The 11,912-nt window shown below is 66.9% G+C and carries 9 protein-coding genes and 1 pseudogene; 3 read left to right on the plus strand and 7 right to left on the minus strand.

Features of this window, described 5'->3' with window-relative positions:
* From GGC30_RS13420 to GGC30_RS13430, 3 genes and pseudogenes are all read right to left on the minus strand, one after another.
* Nucleotides 1-199 (minus strand): annotated as a pseudogene (locus tag GGC30_RS13420) (cell envelope biogenesis protein OmpA); the annotation flags it as partial.
* Nucleotides 200-432: 233 nt separating this feature from the next.
* Nucleotides 433-900, minus strand: a complete 468-nt coding sequence (locus tag GGC30_RS13425; protein WP_153925186.1) for a MaoC family dehydratase — start codon at nucleotides 898-900, stop codon at nucleotides 433-435.
* A 62-nt stretch (nucleotides 901-962) separates the two neighbouring features.
* Nucleotides 963-1,943, minus strand: coding sequence for a threonine/serine dehydratase (locus GGC30_RS13430; protein ID WP_153925189.1), 981 nt, complete (start codon nucleotides 1,941-1,943; stop codon nucleotides 963-965).
* A 38-nt stretch (nucleotides 1,944-1,981) separates the two neighbouring features.
* Between GGC30_RS13430 and glpK the strand changes: the two genes are divergently transcribed.
* Nucleotides 1,982-3,511, plus strand: coding sequence for a glycerol kinase GlpK (glpK, locus tag GGC30_RS13435; protein ID WP_153925192.1), 1,530 nt, complete (start codon nucleotides 1,982-1,984; stop codon nucleotides 3,509-3,511).
* A gap of 37 nt (nucleotides 3,512-3,548) precedes the next feature.
* Complete coding sequence (locus GGC30_RS13440; RefSeq protein WP_153925195.1) at nucleotides 3,549-4,625, plus strand: phosphotransferase family protein; 1,077 nt, start codon at nucleotides 3,549-3,551, stop codon at nucleotides 4,623-4,625.
* Here GGC30_RS13440 and GGC30_RS13445 read toward each other — a convergent pair.
* The 4 genes from GGC30_RS13445 to GGC30_RS13460 form a co-directional block, all read right to left on the minus strand.
* Nucleotides 4,622-5,377, minus strand: coding sequence for a thioredoxin family protein (locus GGC30_RS13445; protein ID WP_153925196.1), 756 nt, complete (start codon nucleotides 5,375-5,377; stop codon nucleotides 4,622-4,624). The two genes, GGC30_RS13440 and GGC30_RS13445, sit on opposite strands and share 4 nt — an antisense overlap.
* A 68-nt stretch (nucleotides 5,378-5,445) precedes the next feature.
* Complete coding sequence (locus GGC30_RS13450; RefSeq protein WP_153925199.1) at nucleotides 5,446-7,659, minus strand: prolyl oligopeptidase family protein; 2,214 nt, start codon at nucleotides 7,657-7,659, stop codon at nucleotides 5,446-5,448.
* 169 nt (nucleotides 7,660-7,828) lie between these two features.
* Nucleotides 7,829-10,015 carry a prolyl oligopeptidase family protein gene (locus GGC30_RS13455; RefSeq protein WP_153925202.1) on the minus strand — a complete coding sequence of 729 codons (2,187 nt, stop codon included), beginning with the start codon at nucleotides 10,013-10,015 and terminating at the stop codon, nucleotides 7,829-7,831.
* A gap of 100 nt (nucleotides 10,016-10,115) precedes the next feature.
* On the minus strand, nucleotides 10,116-10,910 hold the full coding sequence (locus tag GGC30_RS13460; RefSeq protein WP_370451995.1) for a potassium channel family protein: 795 nt from the start codon (nucleotides 10,908-10,910) through the stop codon (nucleotides 10,116-10,118).
* A 40-nt stretch (nucleotides 10,911-10,950) separates the two neighbouring features.
* Between GGC30_RS13460 and dapF the strand changes: the two genes are divergently transcribed.
* On the plus strand, nucleotides 10,951-11,781 hold the full coding sequence (gene dapF, locus GGC30_RS13465; RefSeq protein ID WP_194943606.1) for a diaminopimelate epimerase: 831 nt from the start codon (nucleotides 10,951-10,953) through the stop codon (nucleotides 11,779-11,781).
* The last annotated feature ends 131 nt before the right edge of the window (nucleotides 11,782-11,912 follow it).

Here is an 11,912-nt window from a genome sequence, read left to right on the forward strand (position 1 = left end):
CGAACGCCGCCCAGCCGTCGTTCACTTCCCAGTTCCAGTTGGCGCCGGTCGTGGACGATTCAGCGTTGATATCGTCGATCATGTGGTAGCCGGCGTCGATGGCGCCGTACCAACCATTGGGTTCCGCTGATGCAACACCAGCCGACAGGGCCAGGGCGGCCGCTGCGCTGGAGGCCAGCACGAAAGTCTTCATACGCATAGGGGGGTATCCCTCCGCCTCTGTTATAGTAGGGGGCGGGTCTACCGCCTACGCGGGTCTTACCAGCCTTGCTGTATAAGGTCGAGGCGGAAACGTGACGATATAGACCAGCAAATCTGAGACCGTGGCCTTGATGATACACGTGAATTTCGGGTTGGGCCACAGAATGGTTAATCACAAGCCCTCGACACGTCACAATCTAGGACCGCGCGGCGGCATAACCTATGCGAGCGTCACGTCTCGTTTTTTGGATCGACCATCTGCATCCCGAGCCACTCCGCAATCAGCGCCGGCTTGTCGGCCCCCTCGATCTCGACCGTCAGTTCGTGTTTCAGCAACCAGCGTCCGCCGCCCTTGTCGTCTGCCGATAACAGCTTGAAGCGACCGCGAATGCGTGATCCTGCTGGCACCGGCGCCAGGAACCTCAGCTTGTCGAAGCCGTAGTTCACGCCCATCACGACGCCCTCCAGGGGCGCCACCGCGTCATAGCTCATGGCCGAAGCGAGGCTCAGGGTCAGGAAGCCGTGCGCGATGGTTCCGCCGAACGGCGTGGCCATGGCCGCCTCCGGATCGACATGGATGAACTGGTGGTCTTCGGTGCAATCGGCGAAGGCGTCGATACGGGCCTGAGTGACGTCGAACCATTTCGACACCCCAACCTCCTGACCGATCAATGCTTGAAGTTCACTAGCCTTGGTCATTGTGCGTTTCCTCAGTTCATTTGATGTGAGGTTGGCCGACCCTTGCCACGAAGGAAAGATCCTCAGCCGCCAAAGCGCCCCTCGATGATCTCGGCGTACAGTGTCGGATCGACGTTGCCGCCCGAAAGGACGATGGCCGTCGCCCGTCCTTTCGTCCCGATCTTTCTGGCAAGCAGGGCCGCGAGCGATACGGCGCCGCCTGGTTCGAGGACGATCTTGAGATGGCGGAACGCGAACCGCATCGCTTCCGCAACCTCGGCATCCGAGACGGTGATCGCCCCCGCCAGCCGCCGGTTGATCGGCCAGGTCAGCACACCCGGCATCGGCGACATCAGGGCGTCGCAGATCGAGGGCGCGCCATGCGGATGACCGACCCGCTCTCCGGCTGCCAGCGACCGCGCCGTGTCGTCGAAGGCTTCCGGCTCGACCACGAACACCTTCGTCGCCGGACTGCGCTCGGCCATGACCAGATTGATCCCGGCCATCAACCCGCCGCCGGACGCCCCGCATAGCAACTGGTCGAACGGCGCATCCGCCTGATCCAGCATTTCCAGCGCCGTCGTCCCCTGGCCCTCGATAATGAAGGGATCATCGAACGGCGGAACCAGGATCGACCCGCGCTCGGCGGCGATGGCTGCGCCGATCGCCTCGCGGCTTTCGGTCCAGCGGTCGTAGAAGCGCACCGCGCCGCCGAAGCCGATCACGCCCTCGACCTTCACTCTGGGCGAATCCGACGGCATGACGATGATCGCCGGCGTCCCGACCATGGCGGCGGCAGCGGCCACCCCTTGGGCATGGTTCCCGGACGAGAAGGCGACGACGCCGCGCGCCTTCTCCTCTTCGGTCAGTCGGCTGATGCGGTTGTAAGCGCCGCGAAACTTGAAGGCTCCGGCGCGCTGCAGGCTTTCTGCTTTCATCAGAACCCGCCCGCCGACCACCGCGTTCAGAGCCGGGCTTTCGAGCAGGGGCGTGCGGACGGCGACTCCGTCAATCTGGCGGGCGGCGTCGAGGACGCCTTCATAGCTGGGCAGGTGCGTCGTCATATGCTCCCCTTAGCCCAAGACGCAGCCGGGAGAGAACCATGAGCCTGATCCTCGCCATCGACCAGGGCACGACCTCCACCCGCGCCATCGCCTTCGAGGTCGCGCCTCAAGCAGCGCGAAGCGCGGTAGGCGAAGAAAAAGGGGACCTGAGGCCCGTCGCGGTCAGCCAGATCGAGCTGGCCCAGCATTTCCCGAAGTCCGGCTGGGTCGAACATGACGCCGCCGAAATCTGGACCGCGACGCTCCAGACCTGTCGAGAGGTGGTGCGCAAGGCCGGAGGCGTCGCCCGCTTCAACGCCATCGGCATCACCAATCAGCGGGAAACAGCCGTAATCTGGGACGCAGCGACCGGCGAGCCGCTGCATCGCGCCATCGTCTGGCAGGATCGCCGCACCGCCGACGTCACCGCACGCCTGACCGCCCAAGGCCACGAGCCTAGGGTCCAGACCGCGACCGGCCTGATCCTTGATCCCTATTTCTCGGCAACCAAGTTCGCCTGGCTGCTGGACGCCGTGCCCGGATCGCGCGAGCGGGCGGCGAAGGGCGAGGTCAAGCTGGGCACGATCGACGCCTGGCTGATCTGGAAACTGACCGGCGGTCGAGTCCACGCCACCGATGCGACCAATGCATCACGCACGTCGCTGATGGATCTGAGGACGGTCGAATGGCGTGACGACCTGTGCGCCTTGTTCGACATCCCGCGCGAAGCCCTGCCTGACATCGTCCCCTGCGCGGGTGTGATCGGCGAGACCGATCCAGCATTGTTCGGCCAGCCTCTGCCGATCGCCGGATCGGCGGGCGACCAGCAGGCGGCCCTTGTCGGGCACGGGGCGCTGAAGGCTGGGGACGCCAAGATCACGTATGGCACCGGCGCCTTTCTGGTCGCCAATGTCGGCGCGGAGCCCGTGGCCTCGACACGGCGTCTGTTGGGCACGCTCGGCTATCAGGCCGACGGCCAGTCCGCCTATGCGCTGGAGGGGTCGATCTTCTCGGCCGGCTCGGCGATCCAGTGGCTGAGAGACGGGGTCGGGCTGATCTCGGAGTCGCGCCAGTCGGAGGCGATGGCGCAGACCCTCAAGGACAACGGCGGGGTGTACATGGTCCCCGGCTTCACGGGTCTGGGCGCACCATGGTGGGAACCGGAAGCGAGAGGAACCATCGTCGGGCTGACACGGGATTCCGGTCCGGCCCATTTCGTACGCGCCGCGCTGGAAGCCCTGGCCTATCAGACGCGCGATTTGCTCGACGCCCTGGCCGCCGACGGAGCCCCGCCGCTGAAGACGCTGAAGGTGGACGGCGGCGTCACCGCCAACAGTTTCGCCATGCAGTTCGTCGCCGACATCTGCGAGGTCGAGGTGGAGCGTCCGGCCTTCCAGGAGATGACGGCCCTGGGCGCCGCGCGCCTGGCGGCCCTGGGCGTCGGCCTTTTGCCGGACTTGGAGGCGCGCCCGGCCGAGGCGCCCGCCTGCTGGAAACCACGCATGAAGGCGGACGAGCGCGAGCGTCTGCTTTCCGGCTGGCGTCGGGCCGTGAAGGCCGCCATCATCGCCGCGTCGGACCGGGCGTGAGATCCGGACGGCTCAAGGAAACGAAGAGGACCGCCGCATGACTGACGCCGCCCCGCTGGACGCCCAAAGCGCCTTCTCCGGCACGCGCGAGGTCGATCCGCGCTATCGCCTGGACGAGGCGGCGCTGGACGCCTGGATGCGCGCCCACGTCTCGGGATACGCTGGCCCGCTTACGGTGCGTCAGTTCAAGGGCGGCCAGTCGAACCCGACCTATGAACTGGTGACGCCCACGCACGCGTATGTGCTGCGTCGCAAACCGCCCGGCGTCCTGTTGCCCAGCGCCCACGCCGTCGACCGCGAGTTTCAGGTCATCTCGGCTCTGGCCGCGCAAGGCTTCCCCGTCGCCAAGCCTCATGCCCTATGCCTGGACGAAACCGTCATCGGCTCGATCTTCTATGTGATGGACAAGGTCGAGGGTCGGATCTTCTGGGATTTGAAGCTGCCCAGCCTGACGCCCGTGGAGCGGCGCGCCGTATATGAAGCCCAGACGGACACGCTGGCCCGGCTGCACGCCTTCGATCCGGCCGCCATCGGCCTGGGCGACTACGGCAAGGCCGGAAACTATTTCGCGCGTCAGGTCGGCCGCTGGACCAAACAGTATCATGCGTCGGAGACCGAGCCGGTTCCGGCAATGGACCGGCTGATCGCCTTCCTGCCCGACAGCCTCCCGGCTGAAGGCCCGAGCCGCATCGTCCACGGGGACTTTCGTCTCGACAACATGATCCTCGCGCCGGATCGAGCAGAGGTTCGCGCCGTGCTGGATTGGGAGCTGTCGACCCTGGGCGATCCGATGGCCGACTTCTCCTATCTGCTGATCGCCTGGGCCATTCCGGCTTCGCTGCGCAACGGCCTCGCCGGGGCTGATCTGGAGGCCCTGGGCATCCCGTCCGTGGAGGAGACCGTCGAACGCTACGCCGCCGCGACAGGCATGCGGCCCGCCAACCTCGACTGGCTCTACGCGTACAACCTGTTCCGCCTGGCCGCGATCTGCCAGGGCATCGCCGGCCGCGTCCGCGACGGCACGGCCGCCAGCGCCCACGCCAGGACCATGGCGGCCCAGGTCGGTCCGCTCAGCGACGCGGCGTGGGCCTTTGCGAAGCAGGCAGGCGCCTAGTCCCTGACGGCGGCACCCAGGATGCGCTTGTCCGTCTTGCCTTGCACCAGCACCGCCACGGCCTCGCCGGGGCGGGCGGACGGCAGGGCGTAGAGCATCGGGCGGCCGCGCCATTCGCCCAGGCGCGTCACACCGCGCACGACGTTCATGTGCCGCACGGCCTGGCCGCGGTTCTCGCCCTGGCGGACCTCGACCACCAGAGGGCCGGGCGTATAGGTCACCGCCACCACCTCAGCGCCGCCGACCGGCGCGCGGCCGGAACCGACGCCGACGCCGGCTCCGTTCTCGCGGAATTCGATTTCCGGCGGCCAGGCCTGACGCACCGCCTCCTGATCGATGGCGGTTTCAAGCTCGACGCTGCGGGCGCCTGACACCTGACGTCGGCCGTCGATCACGACCTGGGGCGTCGAGACGCCGCGCTGGCGCAGGGCGGCGCGATAGGCGCGCTGGCGCTGAACGAACTCTGGCCGGGCGAAGGTGTCGGTCCAGCCCAGATAATCCCAGTAGTCGACGCCATAGGTCAGGGCGATGACGCCCGGCTGGGCCGCTGCCTTCTCCACCGCCGCATTCGCCTCGATGCAGCCGCCGCAGCCCTGGGCGGTGAACAGTTCGACGACCACCGGCGGGCCGTTGGCCGTCGCATGGCGCGGCGCGAGCGGCGGACGCCCCGCCGCCGGCTGGGCCGCCGAGGCGACGGCTGCAAGGGCGCCCGCCATGACCGTGCCCGCGATGATCCAGCCCTTGGTGTTCATGCCGTCGTTCTTAGCCCTTGGGCTGCAATGGAGCGCCTCATATTCGCGTGAGGCTCTCTCCGCTTCATTCAATCCATCAGTTGTTGCGACAGATAGACATAGTGGCGGGCCCAGCGACGGGCGTTGGCGACCGGGTCGGCGTCGTTGGAGTGGCCGCCGGCCGTGTCCTCATAATAGAGGTGGGCATAGCCCATATCCCCCAGGCGCGCGGCGAACTTGCGCGCATGGCCGGGGTGGACGCGGTCGTCGCGTGTGTTGGTGGTCAGATAGACGCGCGGATAGGGCTGGCCCGGACGGAGCTGCTGATAGGCGGAATATTTCGCGATCCACGCGGCTTCTTCCGGGATGCGCGGGTCGCCGTATTCGCCGATCCACGACGCCCCGGCCGGCAGTTCGTGATAGCGCAGCATGTCCACCAGCGGGCTCTCGATCACCGCCGCATTGAACAGTTCAGGGTGCTGGGTGATCGACACCGAGGTCAGGACCCCGCCGTTCGACCGCCCATAGATGCCCAGGCGACGCGGGCTGGTGATCCCGCGCTGTTCCAGATCGCGCGCTACGGCGGCGAAGTCGTCAAAGGCCTTCTGACGATCGCCGTCCAAGGCCGCCTGGTGCCAGTCGGGGCCGAACTCGCCGCCGCCGCGGATGTTGGCCTGCACGAACACGCCGCCCCGCTCAAGCCACAGCTTGCCCATCTCGGGCTTGTAGGCCGGGTTGAGACTGACCTGGAAACCGCCATAGCCAAGCATGACGGTCGGGTTGGACCCGTCCAGCTTCATGTCGCGCGGGCGGGTGACGAAATAGGGGATCTTGGTCCCGTCGGTCGAGGTCGCCTCGAACTGTTCGGTCACGTCGCGCGACGCGTCGAACTTGGCTGGCGCTGACTTCAGCGGGGTCAGGGTCGCGGCGCCCGCATCGGCCAGGCTTAGGGTTGGCGGAACGAGGAAGCCCTGGGTCGAGACGAAGACCTCGCCGCGTGATTTGGACGAGTCGCCGAGACCGACCGCGAGGTTGTCGGGGACCGTGATGTCCTGACGGCTCCAGCCGCGCTCGCCGTTCGAACGGAAGACGCCAGCACGTCCACGCACATTGTCCGTGTAGGAAACGACCACGCGATCCGACAGAACGCGAACGTCGCGTACAGCCTGACGCGCGTCAGGCGAGAAGATCAGCGGCGCGGCGTTGCTGACAACCGTCTCGCCGTCGGCCCGCGCCTGCAGCACCTCCAACGGCATCGACAGCAGGTCGCCGCCCTTGAACGCCGTCCCGCCGGTCAGGCTCCAGTTCTCTTCCGGCGAGAAGATCAGGGCGTCGTTCAGGACGCCATAGACCGAGACGCGGGCGGGCAGCCTAAGCTGGGTCGTCTTGCCGTCGTGCGCCAACTGCCATGTCTCGGACCGGAAGGTGTCCAGCGGACGGGTGATGATGACGGCCGTCACCTTGCCGTCCTTGGCGCGATAGACGGCGGGGCTCACGCCGTATCCGCCGTCGCCCTGTTCGCCGCGATAGACCTCGGTCGCCTGGGCCAGGGTCTGGCCGCGCTTCAGCGTCTTGACGATGAAGGGATAGCCGGACTCCGTCATGGTGCCCGCGCCGAAATCGGTGGCGACCAGAAGCGTGTCGCGGTCCAGCCATTCGATGCGGTGCTTGCCTTCGGGCAGGCTGAACCCGCCGTCCACGAAACGCTTGGTCGTCAGGTCGAACTCGCGCACGACCACCGCGTCCTTGCCGCCGTCGGACAGATTGATCAGGCAGCGGGTGTCGTCCGGCGCCAGGCAGTCGGCGCCTTTGAACACCCAGTCTTTGCCCTCCGCCTTGGACAGGGCGTCGATGTCCAGCAGCGTCTCCCATTGCGGCGTTGCGGTCCGGTAGCTGGCCAGCGTCGTGCGACGCCAGACGCCCTTGGGATTGGTCGCGTCCTGCCAGAAGTTGCCGATGCCGTCGCCCAGGAAGGACGGGCTGGGGATGCGATCGGTCGCCGTCAGGATCGCCTGGGCCTCGGCGCGGAAGGTCTCGTAGCGCGGATCGCCGGTCAGGGCGGCCAGGGACTTGCGGTTCTCTTCGGCGACAAAGGCCATCGCCTCGGCCCCGTCCACCTGCTCCAGCGCCAGATGATCGTCCGCCGCCGCAACGCCCGCCGGGGTCAGGTCGCGGGGGAAGTGTGGAGGGGGGCTGTCGTTGGTCGAGACCACGATTTCTTCGCCGCCGGTCGGGACCGGTGCGGTTGCGCAAGCGACCATAAGAAGTGCCGGGATGGCGGCTGACAGGATCAGGTGACGCATGGCTTGAACTCCGCAAATCTGATCCTCCCCCGCGTCGCGGTGGAGGGGGACCGCCGTCAGGCGGTGGAGGGGGCGGAACCAGACACGGTGCGCGGGGTCGCCCCCTCCACCACTTCGTGGTCCCCCTCCCCCATTTCGCTGCGCGTCATGGGGGAGGATCGAAGAAGACCTATTCCTGCGCCGGCGTGTCCATCAGGCGGCGCGACAGATAGGTGTATTCCAGCGCCAGACGACGCGCGGTTTCGCGCAGGTTGGCCCCGGCCGCGTGGCCGCCATCGACGTTTTCATAAAACAGCACCGGATAGCCCAGCTCTTCCAGACGCGCCGCCGCCTTGCGGGCGTGACCCGGATGGACCCGGTCGTCCTTGGTCGAGGTATGGATGAAGACTTCCGGGTAGGGCTGGCCCGCCCGCAGGTTCTGGTAGGGCGAATACTGCTCGATCCAGGCGCGCTGTTCCGGAATGTCCGGGTTGCCGTATTCGCCGATCCACGAGGCGCCGGCGAGCAGCTTGTGAAAGCGCAGCATGTCGAACAGAGGCACCTGGATGACGGCGGCGTTGATCAGGTCCGGCCGCTGGGTCAGCATCGCCCCCATGAACAGCCCGCCCTGCGAGCCGCCCATGATGCCCAGCTTGGGCTGGCTGGTGATGTCGCGGGCGATCAGATCCAGGGCTACGGCCTGGAAATCCTCATGCGCGCGCTGGCGGTTCTGTTGCAGGGCCGCCTCGTGCCAGCGGGGTCCGAATTCGCCACCGCCGCGCGTATTGGCGATGACATAGACGCCGCCCCGCTCCAGCCACAGCTTGCCGACCGTCGCCGAATAGCCGGGCAGCAGCGAGCTTTCGAATCCGCCGTAGCCATACAGAAGCGTGGGGTTGGAGCCGTCCAGCGGCATGTCCGCCTTATGCACCACGAAATAGGGGATCAGCGTCCCGTCCGCCGAACGGGCCTCGTGCTGATCGACCGTCATGCCGGCGGCGTCGAACTTGGCCGGCATCGACTTGACCTGATCGACCGCGCCGGTCGCCGCATCGGCCAGCCACAGGCTGGAGGGGTTCAGATAGCCGGTGACGCTGACGAAGACCTTGTCGTCCTTCTCCGAGGCCGAACCGACGCCGACCGAAACGTTCTGGGGCAGGTCCAGCGTCGTGTGCGCCCATTCGCCGTCACTTCCTTCTGGGCCGGGCGTATAGACCCGCACCGAGCCGCGCACATTGTCGTACAAGGCCACGACCAGCCGGTTGCGCGTGACGTTGACGCCCTCGATGGCCTGACGCTCGGTCGGGCGCAGCACCAGCTGAGCCGGGGTCGACTGATCGGCGAGCCAGGCCTCCAGCGGCCAGGCGATCAGGTCGCCGGTCTTGAAATCCTGACCCGACGGCGCGGTCCAGTCCTGTTTCAGCGACACCAGAAGCTGGCCCTGGACCAGGCCGGTGATGTCGGACTTGGCCGGCAGTTGAAGCTGCGTCAGGGCGCCGTCGTCGCCCAGCCGCCAGGTCTCGGACGAATAGAAGTCCACCGAACGGTTGATCAGCGTCGCCTTCACCACCCCGTCGGCGTCGCGCAGCGTATAGCCGGACACCGAAACGTCGGTCGGCTGGCCGGTGAACAGGGTCTCGGCCTGGTCGGGCGTCTGGCCGCGCTTCATACGCTTGACCACCATCGGATAGCCCGAGTTGGTCAGGGTGCCGGGACCGAAGTCGCGCGAGATCAGCAGGGTGTCCTTGTCGATCCAGGATGCGCCGCCCTTGGATTCCGGCAGGGTGATGCCGCCGTCGACGAACTTGCGCTCGACCGTGTCGAACTCGCGCAGGGTCACCGCGTCCTTGCCGCCGTTCGACAGGCTGATCAGGCAGTAGCGCTCTTCAGGCTGAAGGCAGGTCGAGCCCTTGTAGACCCAGTTCTGGCCCTCGGCCGCCGCCAGGGCGTCGATGTCGAGGATGGTCTGCCAGTCGGGCGTGGCGGTGCGATAGCTGTCCAGCGTCGTGCGACGCCACAGCCCGCGCACATGCTGAGCGTCCTGCCAGAAGTTGTCGATATGGCCGTCGTGGGTGAAGCCAGGCGACGGGATGCGGTCCTGGGCCTGGACGATCTCCAGCGCCTGCTGGTGCAGGGTCTCGTAACGCGGATCGCCTTGCAGGACGGCGAAGGTGCGTTCGTTGTGGGCCTTGACCCACTCCATCGCCCGCTCGCCCTCGACCTCTTCGAGCCACAGATAGGGGTCGGTCGCGTCGCTGGTCGCGAAGCCGCCGGATGCGGGGGCGGGTGAGGAGGCGGAAGTCTGGGCCATGGATACCGAGGTCAGGCTGGTGGAGGCGAGAAGCGTCGCAAGCGCGACGGCGGAAGCACGGATCATGGACAGGTCCCCGAAAACGAAGCCGGCACCTTAACGACGCCTCCCCGTGCGGCAAGCCGTGCGACCTTACCGTTTTGTCACACCGGCGGGACGCGCCGCATCATCCCTCGTCGGGAATGCAAAGCAGATTGCCGCACGCCTTGCAGTGGACGGCGTCAGGGTCGTGGTTCTGCAGGCCGCAGCGATCGCAGGGGAAATGCACCTTGTGCGGTCGGATCAGGGCCTGGGCCAGGCGCAGGAACAGGGTGATGCCGACCAGCATGACGGCGATGGACAACAACCGCCCCCACGGCCCCGGCAGGGTGACGTCGCCAAACCCGGTCGTCGTCAGAGTAGCCACTGTGAAATACAGCGCATCCACATAGCCGGCGATGCCGTCATGCCCCCTGAAGGTCGCATAGACGAAGCCGGTCGCCACGAAGACGAAGGTGATCAGATTGGCCAGGGCGCGGGCGATCCCCTCGACCCGCGTGTCGTCGAACCGCGCCCCCACGGTGCGCCAGAAAAAGTCCGAGTTCAGCAGGGTCCACAGCCGCAACATCCGCAGGAAGCCGAGATTGAACAGCCAGGCCGGAAACAGCAGGGTCGCCAGCACGAACAGGTCGACCCAGACGATCGGCCGCTTCAGCCAGTCCTTGATGTTCGCATAGGCATAGGCCCGCGCGGCCAGATCCAGAGCCAGAATGGCGGCGATGAAATAGTCCAGCGCATAGAAGGCCCAGCCCATGTTCTTCAGGATGGGCGCCGCAAGGAAAAAGCCGATGATCGCCAGGTCGATGCCGATGACCATCAACCGGAACCGCACCGCCGCCGGCTGACTGCCGTGATACAGATATCGCAGTCGGGCGCGCAGTCGCAGGCCGTTGTCCTTGGGGTCGGTTTCGGTCTGGGACACGCTGGTTTCCGCGACGCTGGGTTGGGCCTATATGGCCTGCATGACCCGTCCTTTCGTCAAGATGAACGGCGCCGGCAATGACTTCGTCGTCGTCAATGCGCTGGAACAGCCGTTCGCTCCCGGCGAGGACCAGATTCGTGCTCTGGGCGACCGCCGGACGGGCGAGGGCTTCGACCAGCTGATCGCCATCGAACCGTCAGACACAGCCGACGCCTTCATGCGGGTGTGGAACGCCGACGGATCGATGGTCGAGACCTGCGGCAACGCCCTGCGCTGCGTCGGCTGGCTGCTGATGCAGGCCAACGCCTCCGACCGCGTGGTGATCGACACGGCGGGCGGCCCGACCACCGCCACCCGCGCCGGCGACCACCGCGTGACCGTGGACATGGGCAAGCCTCGCCTGGACTGGACCCAGGTTCCGCTGGCCGAAGAGATGGACACGCGCGGGATCGAGCTTCAGGTCGGGCCGATCGACGCGCCGATCCTGCATACGCCCGGCGCCGTCTCCATGGGCAATCCGCATGTGGTCTTCTTCACCGACCGCCAGGACGACGGCTTCGTCACCGGATCCGGCTCGCTGGTCGAGCATCACCCGCTGTTCCCGCAAGGGGTCAATGTCGGCTTCGCCAACGTGCTGGACCGGGACCATATCCGCCTGCGGGTCTGGGAGCGGGGCGCTGGCCTGACCAAGGCCTGCGGCACCGGCGCCTGCGCCGCCCTGGTCGCCACTGCGCGGCGCGGCCTGACCGAACGCAAGGCGACAGTGGTCGTCGATGGCGGCGAACTGCTCATCGACTGGGATGCGGAAACCGATCACGTCCTGATGACCGGGCCGGTCGAGATCGAACGGACGGGCGTGCTGTCGATCTGACGGCGTTGACGCTGACGCGAAGGTAAGTCTCCGGGCCGATTGCGCAGGCTTCCTCCGCGTCAAGGGTTGGCGCGGCCCGTCCCAGCCTCTAGGACACGAACGGTTACAGCCACGCCGACGCCCTGGACGAC

This window comes from Brevundimonas sp. SPF441, assembly GCF_009661015.1.
Lineage (GTDB): Bacteria > Pseudomonadota > Alphaproteobacteria > Caulobacterales > Caulobacteraceae > Brevundimonas > Brevundimonas vesicularis.

Coding starts and splice junctions, on each gene's coding strand:
- GGC30_RS13445 (WP_153925196.1), bottom strand. CDS start 5,377: ATGAACACCAAGGGCTGGATCATCGCGGGCACGGTCATGGCGGGCGCC.
- GGC30_RS13450 (WP_153925199.1), bottom strand. CDS start 7,659: ATGCGTCACCTGATCCTGTCAGCCGCCATCCCGGCACTTCTTATGGTC.
- dapF (WP_194943606.1), top strand. CDS start 10,951: ATGACCCGTCCTTTCGTCAAGATGAACGGCGCCGGCAATGACTTCGTC.
- GGC30_RS13455 (WP_153925202.1), bottom strand. CDS start 10,015: ATGATCCGTGCTTCCGCCGTCGCGCTTGCGACGCTTCTCGCCTCCACC.
- GGC30_RS13425 (WP_153925186.1), bottom strand. CDS start 900: ATGACCAAGGCTAGTGAACTTCAAGCATTGATCGGTCAGGAGGTTGGG.
- GGC30_RS13430 (WP_153925189.1), bottom strand. CDS start 1,943: ATGACGACGCACCTGCCCAGCTATGAAGGCGTCCTCGACGCCGCCCGC.
- GGC30_RS13440 (WP_153925195.1), top strand. CDS start 3,549: ATGACTGACGCCGCCCCGCTGGACGCCCAAAGCGCCTTCTCCGGCACG.
- glpK (WP_153925192.1), top strand. CDS start 1,982: ATGAGCCTGATCCTCGCCATCGACCAGGGCACGACCTCCACCCGCGCC.